This is a genomic window from Vibrio sp. 378 (assembly GCF_033339435.1).
On the sequence record NZ_JAWOUO010000012.1, the window covers coordinates 60,589 to 82,224 of the forward strand.

Sequence of the window (21,636 nt, forward strand, 5' to 3'; positions counted from 1 at the left end):
ATGACAGCGAAATTGAACATTCCTGCCAACACTGCGATTGGTGCAACGCTTCTCGTCCTGTTACTCGTCCCAGGGCTGTATTTTGCCAAGCCAATATTGTTACCTATTGTGCTTAGCACCTTTATTTCTCTGCTGTGCAGCCCTTTCATTAATTATCTTGAAGACAAAGGTTTACCACGTGCTATTACCGTCGTGTTGACGCTGTCATTCCTCGTTGGCGCCTCAATTATTGGTCTTGCCGCCATGTCGGAGCCCGCCAAGCAATGGTGGTCTGAGCTGCCCAGTATCGTGAAAAATGTGTCGCAAGAAGTGAGTGAAGTGACTAAAGCTTCGGCTGATCACCTTAATACTCCATTGAATATCGCCAACGATATGAGCATGGATGAGGTCGGGAACAACACCGTATTTTCTTTGGTAAAAACGCTCGCGACCACTACGCCGACGATTTTGACACAAGCGATGATCGTGCTGTTTATGGTTTACTTTATGCTCAATCATGGACGAAGCTTATTTCGAAAGTCAGTGTCTTACCTACATGGGTTCGCCAAACAGCGCCAAGCGATTGAGTTGGTCAAAGCGCTACAGAAAGACCTATCTCGATACATTGGCACCATCACTTTAGTGAATGCGGGGCTGGGGTTGAGTGTTGGGGCCGTGTTTTTTGTTCTAGGCCTTGAAGATCCATTTCTATGGGGCGCATTTGCAGGCGTGATGAATTTTGCGCCGTACCTCGGCCCTGTCATATCCATGGTGAGCTTTGGCTTTGTTGCTTATCTTCAGTTGGAGTCGGTCAGTTTTATGCTGACGGTGGTGTCTATCTATTTACTGCTCAATTTGATTGAAAGTCAGTTTGTTACACCAACACTATTGGGGAAAAGGTTTAACTTAAACCCGTTAGTGATTTTTGTTTGGCTTGTTTTTTGGGGCTGGCTTTGGGGCGGAATGGGACTATTGATCGGTGTGCCGTTGCTGGTTTGTATCAATATTTTGGTTGATCGTCTAGAGCTATGCCAATCAACCCAAAATCAAGCAAAACAAATCACCTCCGCGGACGTGGCACCGCGAGAGTGACTTGAGGATCAAGCTGGTTCAACGAAACAGTTTTTCAGCGCTCACTGGCTGACTAAACAAATATCCCTGACCATAAATACAGCCTTTTTCGAATAAATAATCGGCTTGTTCCCGAGTTTCTATCCCTTCCGCGACGACTTTCAACGACAGCGTTTTTCCCATGGCAATAATGGCATTCACAATCGCGTTGCTGTCGCTATTACTTGGGACATCACTGACAAATGAGCGGTCAATTTTCAGTTTGTTGATTGGCAAACCTTTCAAGTAAGACAAAGACGAATAGCCAGTTCCAAAGTCATCCAGAGAAATCTCAATACCAAGTTCTCGTAATTGATTTAACGATGCAATGGCTTGTTGAGGGTCGATCAGTAAAAAGCTCTCTGTGATCTCCAAATCTAACCGTTGGGCAGGGTATCCGGTGTTATCGAGGATAGTACTTAATCGCTGAATGAAATTTGACTGCTGAAGCTGCAACGCAGAAACATTGACGGCGATTTTGCTAAACTCGATGCCTTGGTCCAGCCAAGCATTACCTTGCAAACAAGCTTGTTGTAACACCCACTCACCAATGCTTTGAATCAGCCCTGTTTTTTCTGCAATTGGAATAAAGTCTGCTGGTGGTACAAGGCCAAACTCTGGATGCTGCCAGCGTAATAAAGCTTCCACGCCGACAATCGTATTTTGTTCCAAGTTGTATTGCGGTTGGAACTCTAACCGGAGTTGTTGTTTTTCTATTGCTTGATGCAAAGCGGATTGAATGCGTACATGGGATACGGATTTATCGGTCAAATCCGGTGAGTAAAACGCGTAGCCGTTGCGTCCATTTTTCTTCGCTAAGTACATCGCAGTGTCTGCGTTTTTCAGTAAGGTTTCACTGTCTTGACCGTCTCTTGGGTACAAGGCAATACCAATACTGGTCGAGACACGAAGTGAGTCGTGATTTGCTAAGTCGAATGGTTGCTGGAATACGCTTAGAATATCGCCGACGGTTTCCAGTAAGGCAACATCACTATGGATGTCTGGTAAAATAATCACAAATTCATCGCCGCCAATACGAGCCACATGCGCATTGAGGTGAAGCACATCTTGCAGACGAATCGCTAACTTAGACAGCAATTGGTCACCACAGAAGTGGCCCATGCTATCGTTGATGTGTTTGAAATGGTCGATATCTAAGAATAGGGTGGCAAACGTCTGCTGGTTTTTGTGTCCGGTTTCGATGTGTTGTTCGAGTAAGCTGAGTAAATGGGTGCGATTAGGTAGATTGGTTAATGGATCGTAAAAAGCCATGCGCTGCAGCTTTTCTTCGTGTGCCTTACGCACAGAGATATCTTCAAACACACAAATGTAGTTAATAAGGTGGTTTTTATCGTCCATTACGGCGCTAATGGTCGCTAATTGCGGATAAATGCTGCCATCTTTCTTTCTGTTGATGAATTCGCCTTTCCATTGGCCTTTGTTTTCGAGTTGATGCCACAACTGTTGATAGAAACCTTGATCATGATGGCCTGAGCGCAGAATTCGTGGGTTTTTTCCTATCACCTCTTCAGAGCGGTAACCTGTAATTTGGGTAAAAGCCGTGTTTACATCAATGATGTTGGCATTGCGGTCTGTAATGACCATGCCTTCTTGCGAATTGTTGAAAATTTGGGACGCTAAGGAGAGCTGCGTTTCTACCATTTTTCGGCGGGTGATGTTACGTGTCATCCCCAGAATGCCGATTAAGTTTCCCGCATGATCACGGACAGGAGACTTAATGGTTTCTAGCCAAGTGGGGTTATTGTTTTCATCAATTTGACGGCATTCTTCAACAATATTTTGCGTGCCCGTGGCTACCACCAATTTATCGGCATCAATGAATTTTTCCGCACGTTCATGGCTAAACAGAGCAAAATCGTCTTTTCCAATGATTTCACTGTTGGTTTTTTGCCACGCGTTTTCTACGCTTCGGTTGGTCATCGAATAAAGACCATCCATGCCTTTTATCCATACGTGGTCTTCAAGGCAGTCGATAAACTCTTGTAGTGTTGGTGTTGGCTTTATTTCCGCGCTTTGATGTCGCGTTTGTTCTTGCTGACAGTGCAAGTTGATATCAAAGCTGATCCGCCCCGCGATTGCGCTTAGCCATGCCGAAACAACCGTTGATTGATCATTAGGGTGAGTCAGTGTCAGTACGGCAAGCAATTCGCCATTAGGTAGCCAAATCGGTCCAATGCTCAAGGTTTGCTCTTCAAAGGGGGTATGGCTAACTGTAAAATCTGTCGGCGTAAAGTGATCGACAACTTGCGTTATCACATCGACGATAGCACGATGATTTTGGGTTGAGGTGGACACCTCAGTCGATAGCCACTGCTGAGTATCGCTCAGAGTATAAAGCTGTCCCTGAGCTTGAGTTACATTACAGCATTGTCGCAGAACGTGTTGCCAGTCTGCCATCAAAGGCGAAGGAATAGCGAAGCGAAACATAATTAATAACGAGTCCTAAATCGCCCAAAGGTAATTATATTAGAATCTAGCGTAAGCTATTGGGCTTTGTGAGTATCGTATCCAACGCGTAGCTAAATCCTAGCAGCGTAAAGTGCTTTCTATCATTAAAATGTTATCTATATCTCTTTTTTATCCAACTTATTGCATCGTTTTTTAGGGCTTTTGATAGGTGATTAAGAAGCGTTTACCGCTTTGGTTTTCTTGCCCCATGAGACTTGCTGAATGACTAAGCCACTGATGATCAATACCAGGCCAATCAAGGTTGAAGGGTGAATTTCTTCGCCGATGATGGTAGCTAACAACATGAGTGAGATAAATGGAGAAGCAAAGATCAGATTACTGATACGCGCGGTGTTTTGCGTTGATTTGAGTGCGCTCAGCCACAAAACGAAAGTGATCCCCATTTCAAACAGTCCGACATACGTCACCGCTGCCCAGCCTTTAGCTGAGATTGCCTGCCAGCTCGCACCTTCATAAAGACTTAAACCAATGGCGAATGGAATAGCGACCAAAAAGCCGAGCAGAACGCCAACCACAGGGTCGGCCTTATTTTTGGTATTTAAAATCCAGTAACCGGCCCACAGCAGCGTTGATAGCAGCGCAAGACCAACACCCAACGGGCTCTCAAATTCCATGCCTAAAAGATTGCCTTGTGTGGCAATCACTATCACGCCGACATAACTAAAACCGCAAGCCAGCCAGTCCTTACCACGGATCTTTTGTCCTAAGAAAACAGCGGCCATTAGCGTTAAGGTGATGGCCCAGCTGTAGTTGATCGCTTGAGCCTGAGATGCGGGCAGCAAGTCATATGCTTTGAACAGAATAACGTAATACGCCAAAGGGTTAATCAAACCAAGCAGTAGGTAATACCAAGGGTTTGAGAAAAATGTAGCGCTTAACTGGCCCAATTTACCTTGCACACCACAGATTACTGTTAGTGCAATCGCAGAGACGATGCTGGCAATGCATAGCATTTGAATCGGCGTAAATTCTGCCAGCGTGAGTTTAAATGCGGTTGCAACGGTAGACCAAAGTAATACTGCTGAGAGCCCAAATCCTAGGGCGCGACGCTCGTTCATGATGCCTCTGCGTGATGATGTGCCGCTCGGTTTGGATAATTTGAGCGGAAGAAAGAATATTATAGGAAGGCCTAGTGTATGCGAGGATTTTTCATCCAACAAACTGGACATTTATCCAGTGTCTAAATACCATTGTTATAGATACAAAACACAGGCTAACTCGCTATTATGCAATGGATTCTTGAGTACCAATCTCTCATTCTCTCTTCTCTTTGTGCTGCCACGCTTAGTGGTGTCGCTGCCGGTTGGTGGGTGAAACAGCGTTTTATCACCCAAGCTCAGCTTCTCGAGCAACAACTTTTTTCAGAAAAACAGCTTCATCAACAGCAACTTGAACAGGTCAAGCAAAGCCTTGCCGATGCTCAGCAAGAGTTGGATGCATTAGATGATGAGCGCGATAAAGCCGCGTTTGAAGTACGCCAAACACATGGAAAGCTGATGGCAGCAATGGAAAAACTACGTTACTTCGAGGCTGTAAAGCAAGAGCGCCAGCAATACTTTGATGAGCTTGGCCAAATGCGTGAACACAAATCACGTCTAGAAACGCAGCTGCGTGAACAGCAAGCTCGCCATGAGCAAATTAACCAAGCTAATGCCGAAAAACTGCAAATTTTAGAACAAGCAGAAGCACGCTTGAAACAACAATTTGAGCACTTGGCCAATCAACTGTTTGAAGAAAAAACCGCGAAGGTCGATTTGCAAAACCGTCAGAGTTTAGAAGGCTTGTTGTCACCGCTTAGAGAACAGTTAGAAGGGTTCAAAAAGCACGTTAATGACAGCTTTAGTCAAGAAGCTAAAGAGCGCCATACCTTAGTGCATGAGCTGAAAAACCTGCAACGTTTGAACGAGCAAATGACGCGCGAAGCGGTTAATTTGACCCAAGCGTTGAAAGGGGACAACAAACAGCAAGGTAACTGGGGCGAAGTGGTGCTCGCTAGGGTACTTGCCGAATCTGGCTTGCGTGAAGGGCACGAATATCAGACTCAGGTGAACTTACAAAATGAAGCAGGTAAGCGTTACCAACCTGATGTCATTGTGCATCTCCCACAAAACAAACAAGTGGTTGTGGATTCTAAAATGGCGCTGGTTGCCTATGAGCGCTACTTCAACGCCGAAACTGATGCTGAGCGCGATCAGGCTTTGAATGCGCACTTAGCTGCTCTACGTGCACATATCAAAGGGTTAAGCATGAAGGACTACCACAAACTCAAAGGTATTCAGAGTTTGGACTATGTTCTGATGTTTATCCCGGTTGAGCCGGCGTTCCAAGTCGCGATTCAAGCCGATCCGAGCTTGATTAAAGACGCGATGGAGCAAAACATCATTTTGGTGAGCCCAACAACGTTGCTGGTGGCATTGCGCACCATTGATAATCTATGGCGCAATGAACGCCAAAATGAAAACGCCAAAATGATTGCGCAGCGTGCGACAAAACTCTACGACAAATTACGATTGTTTGTAGACGACATGGAGGGGCTCGGCGGTGCGCTGGATAAGGCGAATCAAAGCTATCAAGGTGCGATGAACAAGCTTGCCACAGGGCGCGGAAATGTGATTCGCCAAGCCGAAAGCTTTAAACACTTGGGAGTTGAAATTAAACGACCGATTTCTTCCGACCTCGCGCAGTTAGCGCAGAGTGATGCATTTTCAGAAAATGACCCGTTAGTAGAAAGACATCCGGCTGAGGATAAAGTAAACTAATCGCCCGCAGTGCAGTGGGCGATTTTATTTGTCAACAAACGCCCCGTAGAGGAAAGCGCTGCCTAAGAGGAATTAGAATGACGGACACAAGTTTGCAATCCAATACAGCGTTAGAGAATGAAACCACTCACTTTGGTTTCTCTACAGTGGCAAAAGACGAAAAAGTGACTAAGGTTGCCGAAGTATTCCACTCCGTGGCAACAAAATACGACATCATGAATGACCTGATGTCTGGTGGTATTCACCGCCTTTGGAAGCGCTTCACTATCGATTGTAGTGGTGCTCGCCCTGGCCAACGTATTCTTGACCTAGGTGGTGGTACGGGTGATTTGACGGCGAAATTCTCGCGCATTGTTGGCGATGAAGGCCATGTCATCCTTGCCGATATCAATAACTCAATGCTTAACGTTGGTCGCGATAAACTGCGTGACAACGGTATTGTGGGTAACGTGCATTATGTTCAAGCCAACGCAGAAGAACTGCCGTTCCCTGATGATTATTTTGATGTTATCACCATCAGTTTTTGTTTGCGTAATGTGACAGACAAAGACAAAGCGCTTCGTTCAATGTTCCGCGTACTGAAGCCTGGCGGCCGTCTATTGGTGTTGGAATTTTCAAAACCAGTGCTAGAGCCGTTATCTAAAGTATACGACGCATATTCATTCCACTTGTTGCCGAGAATCGGTGAGCTAGTTGCGAATGACTCAGAGAGTTACCGCTACCTAGCGGAGTCAATCCGTATGCATCCAGACCAAGAAACGCTGGAAGGCATGATGCAAGACGCAGGTTTTGAAAACACCAAATACTACAACTTAACTGGTGGTATTGTGGCTTTGCATCGCGGTTATAAATTCTAAGGGTTAACGGCATGCCATTTGAACCACTTATCACCGCTGTGATTGAAACGTCACTGAATACACTGATCAAAGACGACCCTGCATTGGGCCGTCGTTTAGCGCGTCTAAAAGGTCAAGTTATTCAAGTTCACCTGAAAGAGATCAATAAAACACTGACATTCGTTTTTAGTCAGCAAATTGATGTGCTTGGTCATTACGAAGGGCAGCCTAACTGCTATCTATCGCTCAACTTGAGTGTGTTACCAGAGCTGCGCGATCAGGCCAACATCACTCGTCTTATTAAACAAGATAAACTTGAACTCGAAGGCGATATTCAATTGGCGCAGAAATTCTCTCAGTTGATGGTGGATTGCAAACCAGATGTTGAAGAGTGGTTGTCTCGCGTGACTGGCGATGTCGCCGCACATACCTTTGTGCAAGGTTCAAAAAACATCGGCAACTTTCTTGCGTCTCAAGCAGAAAAACACCAGCGTCATCTTGCGCAAGTAGTGACTGAAGAATGGAAACTGGCTCCCGCTCCGTTAGAAGTGGCCTATTTCTGCGACCAAGTTGATGAGGTTCGCAGCCAGGCTTCTCGCATTGAAGCTCGTTTAACGGCTTTGCTGAATAAGCTGGATGCAGATAAGCCTGCATTGGAGAAACCATGACGCCAGCAGAACTAAAGCGCTTATACCACATCGCCAAAGTACAACTGGAATACGGCTTAGATGAGCTGCTTCCCGATCACCAACTGACCAAAGCTCCGCTTTTACTGCGCAAAAGCTTGTTTTGGATTAAGAACAAGCATCCAGAAAAACCACTCGGTGAACGTCTGCGTTTAGCACTGCAAGAGCTGGGGCCGGTTTGGATTAAGTTCGGTCAGATGATGTCGACGCGCCGTGACTTATTTCCTCCGCATATCGCTGATCCCCTAGCTTTACTTCAAGACCAAGTCGCGCCTTTTGATGGCGAGTTGGCAAAAAAGCAGATGGAGCAAGCATTGGGAGGTCCGTTAGAAAAATGGTTTACCGAGTTTGATATCAAACCACTGGCGTCTGCGTCGATTGCTCAAGTACATACTGCGCGCATAAAAGACACTAACCAAGAAGTGGTATTAAAGGTTATCCGCCCAGATATTCGCCCAGTCATTGATTCAGATCTAAAACTGATGCACCGAATGGCGCGTATAGTCGCCGGAGCGATGCCTGAAGCACGTCGTTTAAAACCAGTTGAAGTCGTGCGTGAGTACGAGAAAACCCTGCTTGATGAACTCGACTTGCGACGTGAGGCAGCGAATGCCATTCAGTTGCGCCGCAACTTTGAAGGCAGCGAAGAATTATATGTTCCTGAAGTTTTTCCCGACTTCAGTAATGAAACTGTCATGGTTTCTGAGCGAATATATGGCATTCAAGTCTCTGATATTGAAGGCTTGAAAGCAAATGGCACCAATATGAAATTGCTCGCGGAACGCGGTGTGAGTGTGTTCTTCACTCAGGTGTTCCGAGACAGCTTTTTCCATGCTGATATGCATCCGGGTAATGTGTTCGTCAAACCCGAACATCCAGAGAACCCAATGTGGATAGGGCTAGATTGCGGAATCGTTGGTACACTTAATAGCGAAGACAAGCGTTATCTGGCGGAAAACTTCCTGGCGTTTTTCAATCGTGACTACCGCCGAGTGGCGGAGTTACATGTGGATTCAGGATGGGTGCCTGCGGATACCAATGTCGATGAGTTTGAGTTCGCGATTCGCATTGTGTGTGAGCCTATTTTTGCTAAGCCATTGTGCGAAATCTCCTTTGGTCATGTGTTGTTGAATTTGTTCAACACGGCACGTCGATTCAATATGGAGGTTCAGCCACAGCTTGTACTGTTGCAAAAAACGCTGTTGTACGTGGAAGGGCTTGGTAGGCAGCTATATCCTCAACTTGATTTGTGGGAGACCGCAAAACCATTCCTGGAAGAATGGATGATGAATCAAGTTGGGCCGCAAGCTCTAGTGAATGCGATTAAAGACCGCGCACCATTTTGGGCAGAGAAATTACCTGAACTGCCAGAGCTACTTTACGATAGCCTGAAACAAGGTAAAGCGATGAATCAACGTATGGATCAGCTTTATCAAGGGTATCGCCAGAGCAAGCGCCAGCAGGCGACAGGAAAGTTTTTGTTTGGCGTTGGCGCGACTTTAGTCGTATGCTCGGCAATATTGGTGAACGATGCTTTTGAGCAGCTTTCGTTGGCCTGCGGTATCGCAGGTGTCACATTTTGGCTGCTTAGTTGGCGAGCTTATCGTCAATAGACGTTAAACTCTTGAAATATTTTTGTTTGTTTAAAGACCCGAGGTAAAGAGAATGGGTGGTATCAGTGTTTGGCAACTTCTAATCATTGCTGTAATTGTTGTATTGCTATTCGGAACAAAGAAACTACGCGGTATCGGTGGCGATCTGGGTGGTGCCGTTAAGGGCTTCAAAAAAGCGATGAGCGAAGATGAACCTGCGAAAAATGACAAAGACGCAGACTTCGAACCAAAAAGTCTAGAAGAGCAGCAGAAAAAAGAAGCTGCTCCTGAAACGAAAAAAGACAAAGAGCAGGCGTAAAACGTGTTTGATATCGGTTTTTGGGAACTGGTATTAATATCTGTTGTTGGTCTGGTCGTTCTTGGGCCGGAGCGTTTGCCTCATGCTATTCGCAGCGTGTCTCGCTTTATCGGTGCCGCTAAGAGTATGGCAAATAGCGTCAAAGACGAATTGTCACACGAGCTGAAAGTCCAAGAGCTGCAAGAAAACTTGCGCAAAGCAGAACAAATGGGGATGGATGATTTGTCCCCTGAGTTGAAATCTTCAGTCGAAGAATTGAAGAAGGCAGCGCAATCTGTAAATCGTCCTTACGCAAAGAACACCGATTCAGAGGCTGAGCCTGTAAAAACAGAGCCAGCAGTCGAAGAGGTCGTGAAAGCGCAAGAGAGCAAGGTTACAGCGGCAGATAAGAAAGCCGAATAGTCTCATTAGGAGGAGCTACTAGTGATTGGTAGCTCCTTTTTGATCTGGTTTTTAATAAGAGGTTTGCCATGTCTACCGTCGAGCAGACACAACCTTTAATTAGTCATTTGTTGGAGCTTCGCAACCGACTACTGCGTTCAATCCTCGCAGTGTTGGTCGTGTTTGTTGGACTAATTTATTTCTCTAACCACATTTACGAGTTTGTTTCCGCACCTTTAGTAGAGCGTCTACCTGAAGGCGCGACCATGATTGCTACGGATGTAGCGTCACCTTTTTTTACGCCACTTAAGCTGACGTTAATTGCTTCGGTATTTATTGCGGTGCCGTTTATCTTGTATCAAGTGTGGGCATTTGTAGCGCCAGGTTTGTACAAGCATGAACGTCGATTGATCATGCCACTGCTGTTCTCTAGTTCGCTATTGTTCTACTGTGGAGTGGCATTTGCCTACTTCGTGGTATTTCCATTGGTGTTTGGCTTCTTTACCGCCATCTCTCTTGGTGGAGTAGAGTTTGCAACTGATATCTCGAGTTATCTCGACTTTGTGCTGGCGCTATTTATGGCGTTTGGTATCGCATTCGAGGTGCCTGTTGCGATTATTTTATTGTGTTGGACTGGGGCCACTACACCAGAAGATTTAAGACAGAAACGTCCTTATATTATAGTGGCTGCGTTTGTCGTAGGTATGGTGTTAACGCCACCAGACATGATCTCGCAAACCTTACTCGCTATTCCGATGTGTTTACTGTTTGAAGTCGGTTTGTTCTTCGCGCGTTTTTATACTCGTCGAAGCGAAGAAGTAGAAGCGGAAACCGAAGAATAAGGCTAATCTAGATGTGAAAAGCGGCTCAATTGAGCCGCTTTTTTTTGCGGTTGGTTTTTTCTTGGGCTAATTACTTAACTTTCATGACGTAACCACATTTTGTGCATACGTATACTTCCTTGATGCCCAGCAGCTTTTGAAAAAAACTGCGCGGTACGCGTTGTAAGTAAGCACCATGTGTACACACTTCAACTTCCATATTCATGCTGTTTTACATTTGTGCTAATTAATGGGCGTAAATCAGTATAGAAAAATAATGTGTCGAGTTGTCGACAGTTTTGCAAAGCGGACGAAGTAAAGTGACGATATGAGAAGTAAGTAGAGTTGCTAGTTAATTATTATGTTTATCAATAATTTTGTATGGATTGTTCTACTATTTCAACGGGTTGAATCGTTCATTCAATAGTTTAGGTGATAAAAAAGCGACGTTGATTTCGTCGCTTTTTTCAATTCTCGTGAATTAAATATTAAACAGCGTTTTGGCATTCTCAGTCGTTATGGCATCGATGGTTGCGATGTCGACATCACGCAAGTCGGCAACACGTTGTGCAACGAGAGAAGTGTAGGCTGGTTCATTACGTTTACCACGGTGTGGCACCGGCGCTAAATATGGACAGTCGGTTTCTAAAATGACCCACTGCATATCCAAATGTGGAATGACTTTATCCATCCCGCCATTCTTAAAGGTTGATACGCCACCCAAGCCTAAGTGGAAGCCTAGCTCATTGATTGCTTGTGCTTCTTCTAAGCTGCCTCCAAAACAGTGGAATACACCACGCAGACGACCATCTTGCTCTTGTCGTAGCAAAGTGAGTGTTTCTTCAATCGAATCACGAGTGTGGATAACGACTGGTAAATCCATCTCTTTTGCCCAGTTAAGTTGAGCTACGAACGCCATTTCTTGCTCAGCACGATAGGTTTTATCCCAATATAGGTCGATACCAATTTCGCCCACCGCAATAAACTTGTGTTTCTCAAACCAACCGCGGATGATCTCCAACGTTTGTTCAACATTGCTGTCCACATAACAAGGGTGCAGCCCCATCATTGAGTGGCATACGTCAGGATATGCCGCTTCGGTTTTTAGCATGGGCTCAATTGAGTCCAGATCGATGTTTGGCAACAGGATTTTATTAATGCCTTGCGTTAAGGCGCGTTGTACTACTTCATCGCGGTCGTTATCAAATTCGCTAGCATAGATGTGCGCGTGGGTATCGATCATCGTTACTCTCTGTGCTTCATGGTTGGTTTCGTATTCGAAGTATACTTGAGTGTGAGTGCTGGGTCATTTTCAGTTTTTTTCATTACCTTTTTCCAGATTGTCACTCGCAACATGCATCAAGAGTGATATGATTTTGTTCACCAGATGATTTGATCATCATAACCGTCCAGACAAGGAGAAAATGGTGTCTGTATCAATTCAAGGTCCATTCCCTGCACGCCGTATGCGTCGTTTACGTAAGCACGATTTTAGTCGTCGTTTGATGGCTGAGAACCAACTTTCTGTTAATGATCTGATTTACCCAATGTTCATTCTTATGGGTAAAGATCGTCGTGAGAACGTGGAGTCCATGCCGGGTGTAGAGCGTTTGTCGATTGATTTAATGCTAGAAGAAGCACAATACCTTGCAAATCTAGGCGTTCCAGCAATCGCGCTTTTCCCTGTCGTAAACCAAGACGCTAAAAGCTTATGTGCTACTGAAGCCTACAACCCAGAAGGTTTGGTTCAGCGAGCAGTACGAGCGCTTAAAGAACACATTCCTCAAATTGGTGTAATCACAGACGTGGCACTCGACCCATTCACGACACATGGCCAAGACGGCATCATCGATGAAGATGGCTACGTAATGAATGATGAAACCACAGAAGTATTGGTTAAGCAGGCTTTGTCTCATGCAGAAGCGGGTGCTGACGTAGTCGCGCCTTCAGACATGATGGATGGCCGAATTGGTAAGATCCGCGAAGCATTAGAAAACGCGGGCTACATTCATACTCAAATCATGGCTTACTCGGCTAAGTACGCATCGAACTACTACGGACCATTCCGTGATGCGGTTGGCTCTTCTTCAAATCTAAAAGGCGGCAACAAGAAAAACTACCAAATGGACCCTGCAAACATTGACGAAGCGATCCATGAAGTGGCGCTAGACATCAATGAAGGTGCGGACATGGTGATGGTTAAACCTGGTATGCCATACTTAGATGTAGTTCGCCGAGTTAAAACCGAACTTCAGGTACCGACGTTTGCTTATCAGGTGTCTGGTGAGTACGCGATGCATAAAGCGGCGATCATGAATGGCTGGCTCAAAGAGCGTGAAATTGTGATGGAATCACTATTGTGCTTCAAACGTGCAGGTGCAGATGGCATCTTAACGTACTTTGCGAAAGACGTTGCTGAGTGGTTGGCAGAAGAGAATGCACAAACTGCTCAACACCTAAATCGTACTCCGGAAGCGACAGAAGAGTAATTATCGCTCAGTGAGAAATACCAGACCAACAAGAGTTGTTCGTCTGTATATACCCAAGTAACCTCAGGCGGATTACAACAGTAACAATCCAAGGTGCTTGGGTATTTTTATTTTGGAGAAGAGAACAATGACAATGCTGATTCGTGAAGGCACATTGGAAGAAGCACTTCAAGTTGTGGCGCGTGTTACCGAGTTTTCGAAAGGAGAAACGGTAGACTCCATGACTCAACGTTTAGAAGAGAAAAACAGTTTAATCCTCGTTGCAGAAAAAAATGGCACGATTGTCGGCTTCAAAATAGGTTACGAATTAGAGGATGGTGTTTTCTATAGCTGGTTAGGTGGTGTTGTCCCTGAAGCTCGAAATGAAGGCGTGGCACAGCTGCTTTTGGAAGCTCAAGAGGATTGGGTGGCAGAACAAGGCTACAACACATTAAAAGTGAAATCTCGAAACCAGTTTCCGGCTATGCTTCGCTTGTTATTGAGAAATGGCTATATCATTGAAAAGTTTGAAGAAAAAGTAAATCTTCGAGAGTCTCGAGTGCATTTCATTAAAGCAATGTGAAAATAAATGAGATTTTTTCTCATTTAACTGTTGACTACGAAATGAGAATCATTATTATTAAACCTGTCTTAGGGAATGAGGAAAGTTCACAAGGACGTTGAGTGACTTATTAACAGAAGTTAATTAACTGAAAGTTGAGAAGTGATGAAACATTTTTCCGAGAACTTGCACGAATTCTTTTTGACACGACATTGCTCACATTGCTTCCAGTGTAATTTATAGCTTCTTGGTTAAGCTGCTCTATTTACAGAATTTGCTTTACCACTTCTGCTAGGCGACCCCATTCGGGTCGCTTTTTTCTTTTCTACGATTTCTATTTGACGTCACTATTAATATCTTTTCCACATGCGATGATCATTTTAGGATCGTTGATCTTCTCGCCGTCATGCGAATTTATTATTATAAATCAATAGGTTGAGGTGGTGTTTTCTTGTGTTTTTTGTTATTGGATAACCAGTGGATAATTTCTATAAACAGAGTTATCCACAGGGGTGGTGTTTTCTTGAATAAAGTCGGAAAAATTTACGCGACCTAGATCGAGCGAACAAGATAGATTCAGATCAGCAGTCATGGCATCCTAGGCAGATCTCTCAAGTACTGAATTGGATACAGACAATTATGGCAAGTATTCCTGAAAATCCGTTGATCCTTATCGACGGCTCTTCTTACCTATATCGCGCTTTTCACGCCTACCCGGGCACCATGAGCAATGGTGAAATTCCAACTAATGCCGTTTACGGCGTCGTGAACATGTTACGCAGCATGATGCGTCAGTTTGCGTCTGAGCGCATCGCGGTGGTTTTCGATGCAAAGGGAAAAACCTTTCGTGATGATATGTATGCAGAATACAAAGCGAATCGTCCGCCAATGCCGGATGACCTGCGTTGTCAAATTGAACCATTACACAATGTTATTCGTGCAATGGGTTTGCCGCTGATCTGTGTTCCTGGCGTCGAGGCGGATGACGTCATCGGTACGTTAGCATACCAAGCATCACAAAAGGGCATGCCTGTATTGATCAGTACTGGTGATAAAGACATGGCGCAGCTAGTGGATGATAACATTACCTTGATCAACACCATGACGAACGTCGTAATGGATCGTGAAGGTGTGGTTGAAAAGTTTGGCATTCCACCTGAGTTGATCATCGACTACTTAGCACTGATGGGCGATAAAGTAGATAACATTCCTGGTGTACCGGGTGTCGGTGATAAAACAGCGACCGCACTACTGCAAGGTATTGGTGGTCTGACGAAGTTGTATGAAAACCTCGATGATATTGCAGGGCTTGGTTTCCGTGGTTCTAAAACCATGGCGAAAAAGCTCATCGACAACAAAGAAAATGCCATGCTTTCGTATGAGCTCGCGACCATCAAATTGGATGTTGAGCTTGAGGAAACGCCAGAATCATTGCTGAAAGCGGAACCAAATAAAGACGAATTAGTGAAGCTGTATGGCCAACTGACGTTTAAATCTTGGTTGAATGAACTACTTGAAGGCGGTTCTGGATCTGTGGAGGCCGTAGAGCTTGCAGGATCTTCACAAGCTTCTTCTTCTCAAGCCGAGATGGAAACTTCTGCGGTAACAATCGATCGCAGCCAATATGAAACAATTCTGGATAAAGAAACCTTCAATGCTTGGCTAGATAAACTTCAAACGGCTGAGCTGTTGGCATTTGATACGGAGACCGATAACCTAGATTACATGCTAGCGAATCTAGTTGGTTTGTCATTCGCTGTCGATGAAGGTATTGCGGCTTATGTGCCAGTTGCACATGACTATTTAGATGCGCCTGAACAGCTTGATCGTGATTGGGTACTAGAACAGCTGAAGCCAATTCTTGAAGATGCAGCGAAAGCAAAAGTCGGTCAAAACTTAAAGTATGATGCGTCTGTACTCGCTCGTTACGACATTGAGCTAAAAGGTATCAAGCACGACACGATGTTGGAATCGTATATCTACAACAGTGTCGGCGGTAAACACGATATGGACAGCTTGGCGCTTCGCTTCCTACAGCACAGCTGCATTTCTTTTGAGCAAATTGCAGGTAAAGGCAAAAATCAGCTTACGTTTAACCAAATCGAACTGGAACAAGCATCGCCATACGCGGCAGAAGATGCGGATGTGACCCTTCGTCTGCACAATCGCTTGTTTGCTAATATCGAGCAGGATGAAAGCCTGAAGACAGTTTACGAAGAGATTGAAATGCCGTTAGTGCCAGTTCTTTCGCGCATTGAACGCACTGGGGTCTTTATTGATGAAATGAAGCTAAGTGCGCAGTCGGTCGAGATTACCGCTCGCCTTGATGAGCTTGAAAAGAAAGCGTACGAAATTGCTGAGCAAGAGTTTAATATGAACTCTCCAAAGCAATTACAAGCCATCCTATTTGAAAAAATGGGTTTACCGGTTGTGAAGAAAACGCCATCAGGCACACCATCGACGAATGAAGAAGTTCTGCAAGAACTCGCGCTAGACTACCCGCTACCAAAACTGATTTTGGAATACCGTGGTCTGGCGAAGCTAAAATCAACTTACACCGACAAACTGCCGAAGATGATCAACCCATCAACGGGTCGCGTGCATACTTCTTACCACCAAGCAGTGACCGCAACGGGTCGTCTATCTTCTACTGATCCGAACTTACAGAACATTCCAATTCGTAACGAAGCTGGCCGTCGTATTCGTCAAGCGTTTGTCGCGCCATCAGGGCATAAAATCTTAGCGGTCGACTACTCGCAAATCGAACTACGCATCATGGCGCACCTTTCTGGCGACCAAGCGTTGTTGGATGCATTCCGTGATGGCAAAGATATCCACGCGGCAACCGCAGCAGAAATCATGGGTGTTTCTATTGAAGACGTTTCAAGTGAGCAACGTCGTCGTGCGAAAGCGGTTAATTTCGGTCTTATTTACGGCATGAGTGCGTTTGGTTTGGCGAAGCAATTAGGCATTCCTCGTGGTGAGGCTCAAGCGTACATGGATACATACTTTGAACGTTACCCAGGCGTGATGCAGTACATGGAAGACACACGCAGCACGGCAGCAGATAAAGGGTATGTTGAAACGATTTTTGGTCGACGTTTGCATTTACCAGAAATCAAATCGCGCAACGGGATGCGTCGTAAAGCTGCTGAACGTGCGGCAATCAACGCACCAATGCAAGGTACGGCTGCGGACATCATTAAGAAAGCGATGCTGTTGGTTGATCAGTGGATTCAGGAAGAAGGCAATGGTCGTGTGAAGTTATTAATGCAAGTACACGATGAATTGGTCTTTGAAGTTGAAGAGTCATCATTGTCCGAAATTGAAAGTAAAGTACAGAAATTGATGGAATCTGCAGCAGAGCTAAAAGTACCGTTGGTTGCAGAAGCAGGTCACGGTGATAACTGGGATCAAGCTCATTAGTCACTTTTAGACCAAAATAACCAATTAATTATGAGCCAGCGCACAAACGCTGGCTTTTTTTTGAGATTAAAAAAGCTAGCGCAAAGTTAACTTTGATGTTGCTTAATAAAAATTTCATGAAAAAAAACTACAAAAATTCTTTGCAATTCTGACCAATTGTTGTACATTAATACTCGTAGGGTACAGAGGTAAGATGTTCTATCTTTCAGACCTTTTGTTTCACGTTATTGGATTAGGCTGATTCAGCCGCCCCAGTCAGTTTTTGACTGGGGCGTTTTTTATTGGGCGAAAGAAAATTATTCTTTTGGATCAGCAGCTTAAAGTTAGCCTTCAAAAACCTTCTTTTTTGACCTTTCTAAGTCACTGCAAAATCTCGATTTTTCCTTCAAATTTATTGCGTTATTCATCCTGTAAATTTACGCCAGTCACACTATTATTTTTTCTTGAAAGAAACTAAGTTACATCTTTTTGAAGATTTGCTTGGCTTAACTGTCTGAATTGTAACGCTATTGGGTGTTTTTGGAGTGAATGTTTGGTGATACACAGGAAACAAGAGCGCTTTTTAACCTATTGAAATCGAATCTCAGTTCAGCAATGCTTCGTCACATAACAATAATTACCAATTTTTCTCTCCCGTTATCCCTGCCAGGAAGGCGGGGATTTTTATTGCCTGTTATTTAGTTCAGATAAACAAAAGCCCCACCAAATGGCAGGGCCGTGTCGAAGAAATTTAACAAATATTGTTAATTATTCTTCATCGCTCGCTGGTATCTCTTGTTCGTCTTCTTCTATCAGGTGTGCTAGTGCTGGTGCAAACCAGGTATCCAGTTTTGCACGTAGCTGATCGACACCTAATCCTTTAAGTGAAGAGAACACATCAACAGAAACGTCACCACCGAAAGTTTCTACTTGCTTACGAACTTTCAGTAGAGTTTGTTTGCGTGCACCACTTTTTAGTTTATCTGCTTTGGTTAGCAAAACCTGCACAGGAATGTGGCTATCGATGGCCCAGAAAATCATTTGTTGGTCGAGATCTTTCATTGGATGACGAATGTCCATTAGAACCACTAAGCCTTTTAGGCACTCGCGTTTCTGTAGGTATTCACCCAAAGATTTCTGCCATTTGTTTTTCATCTCTACCGGTACTTGAGCAAAACCGTATCCAGGTAGATCGACAATGTGACAACCTTCTTCTACTTTGAAAAGGTTGATTAATTGCGTACGACCAGGTGTCTTTGATGTCTTGGCTAAGCTTTTTTGATTAGTTAGACGGTTAAGTGCACTCGATTTACCAGCGTTTGAGCGTCCTGCAAACGCAATTTCGACACCTTCGTCTTCCGGCAGGTGACGAATATCGGGTGCGCTGGTGATGAAATGCGTATTTTGGTAATGAATTTTTACGCTCACTGTTAACTCCATCTCGACTTTGTGTAGTCGATTGATTACTTTTTTGTGAAAATGTGTAAAATAACCGTGCTCGGCATAAGGTCGCCTATTGTACCATGAGTGTACGCGGTATGTTCACATTCCGTGGTACTGGAAGCTTGATAATTATAATGGAATGTCATGAAGAAATTAGCGCTAATTTTGAGTCTTTTAGCCAGTTGCTCAGTATGGGCCCAAGGTAATATTGAGGCTGGTAAAGCAAAATCACAAACCTGTGTCGCCTGTCACGGAGCAGATGGCAACAGTGCAATAACAACGTACCCGAAACTCGCAGGCCAACACGCTAAGTATCTTGAGAAGCAGTTAAAAGAACTTAAGCTAGGCATGACAAGTGGTGGTAAACAAGGTCGTTACGATCCTGTAATGAGTGGTATGGCAATGCCACTGAGCGATGAAGATATCGCAGACCTATCTGCTTACTACGCTTCGCTACCAGTTTCAGAAAACTCAACACCTGAAGATGTAGTAGCAAAAGGCAAAACGCTTTATACCGCTGGTGATGCCGAGCGTGGCCTAACCGCATGTATTGCATGTCATGGTCCTCGTGGCAATGGTACTGAGCTTTCAGGTTTCCCGAAAATTTCTGGTCAGCATGCTGACTACATCAAAGCTCAGCTAGAAAAATTCCGTGATGGCGACCGTGGTAATGATATGAATGCCATGATGCGCGACATCGCGAAGAAAATGACAGACGAAGATATCGAAGTGCTGTCTAAATACGTTGGCGGTCTGCACTAATATACCTAAATCGCTCAAGATCCTGCATCTTGAGCTGGTTGGGTAGATGTCCCTACATCGTTCGAGCAACTTGTACAAAAATGCCCTAGTGAATCCACTAGGGCATTTTTGTTCGTGACAGATATCACAGTCGAGTTTGGATACGAAAGCGATAGTTGGCTCGGCAGTTTGTGAGACATTTGCCATACTTGATGTTGGCTTTTTCTTGTTAGTGTTTTTAAGTTTTTGATTAAATGATAATTTTGATTTTTTAGAAAAATAGGCGGATTATTTTTTCAACCCATTACTTGTGAGCATAACTGGATGGCGTAAAGTAGAAGTCGTTCACAGGGAGTGAATGTAAGGATTTAAGACCACGGTTTAGGTCTCCAAGGATGTAGCTCGGATGCTTGGTGATTTAGAAAGGGATTTAGATAGGTAGGGAGCCTATCAGATAAGGATGGTCATCTCGTCTGACGGTTAAGACAGTGAAACGGATCAGGCACAGGAAGTTGCTCAGTAGACAGGAAGTAAACGGATAGCCAAAACTCATCAGGAAGATGAAAAACAACTCTTTTTGGCAGGGAAAGCTCTAAAAACAAAGGGATCATTGGTGCACCAAATGTGTGCAACACAGTTTCGCCAATTGATGGCACTTAGAAAGCGACAGTCTGACTGTCGCTTTTTTTATATCCGTTGACTTGCTCAGTCGTAACTTGAATTGAGATTACTGCACTTATTTAGCTTTATAGGTTGTAAACAAAGTTTTTTAACAAAAATTGCTGAAAAAATACTCAACAACACTCCAATCCGAGTTCACTTTCTGGTATGTTTCGCATCCCTGTTTGAGGAAGTCAGCATGCATACCTGTCCTTTATGCCAAAATCAGCGCACTCACCATTATTTTGAAGATAAGCGTCGTGAATATCTTCAATGTGAGCAGTGCAGCTTGGTATTCGTAAATCCAGACCAACGTTTGGATGCGGAAAGCGAAAAAGCTCACTATGATTTGCATGAGAACAACCCCGATGATTTGGGTTACCGACGCTTTTTGTCGCGTATTGCTGACCCGATCACAGAGCGAATTTCTCCACAATCAAATGGTATCGACTTTGGTTGTGGTCCTGGCCCAACGCTCTCCTTGATGCTGGAAGAGGCGGGGCACAACATGGCGTTGTACGATCTCTACTACCACCCTGATACGTCGGTTTTAGAAAAAACGTACGACTTCATGACAGCAACAGAGGTGATAGAGCACCTCTACCACCCAGATTTGGTGTGGAAGCAATGGTTGAATTTAGTTAAGCCAGGGGGCTGGATAGGCCTGATGACGAAAATGGTCATCGACGTGGAGGCTTTCAAATCATGGCATTATAAGAACGATCTCACTCACGTAGTGTTCTTTAGTCGTGACACGTTCCAGTTCCTAGCAGAGCGGGATAAGCTCGAACTCGAATTTATTGGTAATGATGTAATTTTACTGAGGAAACCCCAGTAATGAGCCGTAGTAAAAAATCTAGAAAACCGGGTGCCGCTGGTGCACCTGAGTTTGTTGTAACTCGTAACCGTACAGAATCTGATGTGGAAGGCCGCTTACGCAAGCGTGCTAAAAAGCGTAAAGGTCTGAAAACGGGTAACCGTAACTCAGAAGTTAACGAGCAGAAAAAGCAAGCTGCTGCACAAAATCGCGACCCGCGCTTAGGCAGCAAAAAGAAAATACCTCTGATTGTTGAACCTGCGAAGAAAATGACGAAGCAAGAGCGTCGTTTGTCGGCAGAGCAAGAACTAGAGATGCTAGAAAATGACGCGCAATTGAACGTGTTGCTAGACCGTATTGAAGCGGGTGAAAACCTGGGCACAGGTCTACAGAAATTCGTCGATGAGAAACTCGATCGCATTGAGAAGCTAATGGACCAACTAGGTTTGTTGGAACCTGAAGAAGAGGAAGACTTCACTGCACCTGCTGAGAAAAGCACGCGCAACGATGATGACTTGCTGGCAGATTTCGACGACATTAATTTCGACGACTATAAAGGATAATTAA

18 protein-coding genes are annotated in these 21,636 nt (G+C 44.6%); 14 read left to right on the forward strand and 4 right to left on the reverse strand.

Annotated elements, in window-relative coordinates; genetic code table 11:
• Positions 1–1,071: an AI-2E family transporter gene (locus R7Q48_RS19095; RefSeq protein ID WP_005379202.1), complete on the forward strand. Its 1,071-nt coding sequence runs from the start codon at positions 1–3 to the stop codon at positions 1,069–1,071.
• 18 nt (positions 1,072–1,089) lie between these two features.
• On the opposite strand, the gene R7Q48_RS19100 is transcribed toward R7Q48_RS19095, so the two are convergent.
• Entirely contained in the window at positions 1,090–3,537 is a 2,448-nt protein-coding gene (locus R7Q48_RS19100) for an EAL domain-containing protein (protein ID WP_256903256.1), read from the reverse strand.
• Positions 3,538–3,731: 194 nt separating this feature from the next.
• Entirely contained in the window at positions 3,732–4,637 is a 906-nt protein-coding gene (locus R7Q48_RS19105) for a DMT family transporter (protein ID WP_213912308.1), read from the reverse strand.
• 168 nt (positions 4,638–4,805) lie between these two features.
• Between R7Q48_RS19105 and rmuC the strand changes: the two genes are divergently transcribed.
• The 7 genes from rmuC (at position 4,806) to tatC (ending at position 10,994) form a co-directional block, all read left to right on the forward strand.
• Entirely contained in the window at positions 4,806–6,338 is a 1,533-nt protein-coding gene (gene rmuC / locus R7Q48_RS19110) for a DNA recombination protein RmuC (RefSeq protein ID WP_213912307.1), read from the forward strand.
• A 77-nt stretch (positions 6,339–6,415) separates the two neighbouring features.
• Complete coding sequence (gene ubiE / locus R7Q48_RS19115) at positions 6,416–7,195, forward strand: bifunctional demethylmenaquinone methyltransferase/2-methoxy-6-polyprenyl-1,4-benzoquinol methylase UbiE (protein ID WP_005379210.1); 780 nt, start codon at positions 6,416–6,418, stop codon at positions 7,193–7,195.
• A gap of 11 nt (positions 7,196–7,206) precedes the next feature.
• Positions 7,207–7,842 carry an SCP2 domain-containing protein gene (locus tag R7Q48_RS19120; RefSeq protein WP_005379213.1) on the forward strand — a complete coding sequence of 212 codons (636 nt, stop codon included), beginning with the start codon at positions 7,207–7,209 and terminating at the stop codon, positions 7,840–7,842.
• Positions 7,839–9,473 (forward strand): ubiquinone biosynthesis regulatory protein kinase UbiB, encoded by a 1,635-nt coding sequence (gene ubiB / locus R7Q48_RS19125; RefSeq protein ID WP_005379226.1) that lies wholly within the window; start codon positions 7,839–7,841, stop codon positions 9,471–9,473. The genes R7Q48_RS19120 and ubiB overlap by 4 nt, the downstream gene beginning before the upstream one ends.
• A gap of 52 nt (positions 9,474–9,525) precedes the next feature.
• Positions 9,526–9,771 carry a Sec-independent protein translocase subunit TatA gene (tatA, locus tag R7Q48_RS19130; RefSeq protein ID WP_005382958.1) on the forward strand — a complete coding sequence of 82 codons (246 nt, stop codon included), beginning with the start codon at positions 9,526–9,528 and terminating at the stop codon, positions 9,769–9,771.
• A 3-nt stretch (positions 9,772–9,774) separates the two neighbouring features.
• Entirely contained in the window at positions 9,775–10,173 is a 399-nt protein-coding gene (gene tatB / locus R7Q48_RS19135) for a Sec-independent protein translocase protein TatB (RefSeq protein WP_137281628.1), read from the forward strand.
• Positions 10,174–10,241: 68 nt separating this feature from the next.
• Complete coding sequence (gene tatC / locus R7Q48_RS19140; protein WP_005379234.1) at positions 10,242–10,994, forward strand: twin-arginine translocase subunit TatC; 753 nt, start codon at positions 10,242–10,244, stop codon at positions 10,992–10,994.
• Between the two features lie 460 nt (positions 10,995–11,454).
• On the opposite strand, the gene R7Q48_RS19145 is transcribed toward tatC, so the two are convergent.
• Positions 11,455–12,216, reverse strand: a complete 762-nt coding sequence (locus R7Q48_RS19145; protein WP_203345744.1) for a TatD family hydrolase — start codon at positions 12,214–12,216, stop codon at positions 11,455–11,457.
• Positions 12,217–12,400: 184 nt separating this feature from the next.
• On the opposite strand from R7Q48_RS19145, the gene hemB reads away from it, so the two are divergent.
• From hemB to polA, 3 genes are all read left to right on the forward strand, one after another.
• The gene (hemB, locus tag R7Q48_RS19150; RefSeq protein WP_256903267.1) at positions 12,401–13,462 is read left to right on the forward strand and encodes a porphobilinogen synthase; all 1,062 of its coding nucleotides are present in this window, start codon (positions 12,401–12,403) and stop codon (positions 13,460–13,462) included.
• Between the two features lie 127 nt (positions 13,463–13,589).
• On the forward strand, positions 13,590–14,024 hold the full coding sequence (locus R7Q48_RS19155) for a GNAT family N-acetyltransferase (RefSeq protein ID WP_005379245.1): 435 nt from the start codon (positions 13,590–13,592) through the stop codon (positions 14,022–14,024).
• Positions 14,025–14,642: 618 nt separating this feature from the next.
• Positions 14,643–17,429: a DNA polymerase I gene (gene polA / locus R7Q48_RS19160; RefSeq protein ID WP_256903255.1), complete on the forward strand. Its 2,787-nt coding sequence runs from the start codon at positions 14,643–14,645 to the stop codon at positions 17,427–17,429.
• A 747-nt stretch (positions 17,430–18,176) separates the two neighbouring features.
• Here the strand turns inward: polA and yihA are convergent.
• Entirely contained in the window at positions 18,177–18,836 is a 660-nt protein-coding gene (gene yihA, locus R7Q48_RS19165; RefSeq protein ID WP_017635019.1) for a ribosome biogenesis GTP-binding protein YihA/YsxC, read from the reverse strand.
• A gap of 159 nt (positions 18,837–18,995) precedes the next feature.
• On the opposite strand from yihA, the gene R7Q48_RS19170 reads away from it, so the two are divergent.
• From R7Q48_RS19170 to yihI, 3 genes are all read left to right on the forward strand, one after another.
• Entirely contained in the window at positions 18,996–19,613 is a 618-nt protein-coding gene (locus tag R7Q48_RS19170) for a c-type cytochrome (RefSeq protein WP_005379248.1), read from the forward strand.
• A gap of 838 nt (positions 19,614–20,451) precedes the next feature.
• Positions 20,452–21,090 carry a class I SAM-dependent methyltransferase gene (locus R7Q48_RS19175; RefSeq protein ID WP_005379250.1) on the forward strand — a complete coding sequence of 213 codons (639 nt, stop codon included), beginning with the start codon at positions 20,452–20,454 and terminating at the stop codon, positions 21,088–21,090.
• The gene (yihI, locus tag R7Q48_RS19180) at positions 21,090–21,632 is read left to right on the forward strand and encodes a Der GTPase-activating protein YihI (protein WP_005379252.1); all 543 of its coding nucleotides are present in this window, start codon (positions 21,090–21,092) and stop codon (positions 21,630–21,632) included. Before R7Q48_RS19175 ends, yihI begins: the two co-directional genes overlap by 1 nt.
• Positions 21,633–21,636: the final 4 nt, after the last annotated feature.

What these genes read in the sequence shown, in the direction of transcription:
- R7Q48_RS19095 (WP_005379202.1), top strand. Translation starts at nt 1, where the DNA reads ATGACAGCGAAATTGAACATTCCTGCCAACACTGCGATTGGTGCAACG.
- R7Q48_RS19100 (WP_256903256.1), bottom strand. Translation starts at nt 3,537, where the DNA reads ATGTTTCGCTTCGCTATTCCTTCGCCTTTGATGGCAGACTGGCAACAC.
- R7Q48_RS19105 (WP_213912308.1), bottom strand. Translation starts at nt 4,637, where the DNA reads ATGAACGAGCGTCGCGCCCTAGGATTTGGGCTCTCAGCAGTATTACTT.
- rmuC (WP_213912307.1), top strand. Translation starts at nt 4,806, where the DNA reads ATGCAATGGATTCTTGAGTACCAATCTCTCATTCTCTCTTCTCTTTGT.
- ubiE (WP_005379210.1), top strand. Translation starts at nt 6,416, where the DNA reads ATGACGGACACAAGTTTGCAATCCAATACAGCGTTAGAGAATGAAACC.
- R7Q48_RS19120 (WP_005379213.1), top strand. Translation starts at nt 7,207, where the DNA reads ATGCCATTTGAACCACTTATCACCGCTGTGATTGAAACGTCACTGAAT.
- ubiB (WP_005379226.1), top strand. Translation starts at nt 7,839, where the DNA reads ATGACGCCAGCAGAACTAAAGCGCTTATACCACATCGCCAAAGTACAA.
- tatA (WP_005382958.1), top strand. Translation starts at nt 9,526, where the DNA reads ATGGGTGGTATCAGTGTTTGGCAACTTCTAATCATTGCTGTAATTGTT.
- tatC (WP_005379234.1), top strand. Translation starts at nt 10,242, where the DNA reads ATGTCTACCGTCGAGCAGACACAACCTTTAATTAGTCATTTGTTGGAG.
- R7Q48_RS19145 (WP_203345744.1), bottom strand. Translation starts at nt 12,216, where the DNA reads ATGATCGATACCCACGCGCACATCTATGCTAGCGAATTTGATAACGAC.
- R7Q48_RS19155 (WP_005379245.1), top strand. Translation starts at nt 13,590, where the DNA reads ATGACAATGCTGATTCGTGAAGGCACATTGGAAGAAGCACTTCAAGTT.
- polA (WP_256903255.1), top strand. Translation starts at nt 14,643, where the DNA reads ATGGCAAGTATTCCTGAAAATCCGTTGATCCTTATCGACGGCTCTTCT.
- R7Q48_RS19170 (WP_005379248.1), top strand. Translation starts at nt 18,996, where the DNA reads ATGAAGAAATTAGCGCTAATTTTGAGTCTTTTAGCCAGTTGCTCAGTA.
- R7Q48_RS19175 (WP_005379250.1), top strand. Translation starts at nt 20,452, where the DNA reads ATGCATACCTGTCCTTTATGCCAAAATCAGCGCACTCACCATTATTTT.
- yihI (WP_005379252.1), top strand. Translation starts at nt 21,090, where the DNA reads ATGAGCCGTAGTAAAAAATCTAGAAAACCGGGTGCCGCTGGTGCACCT.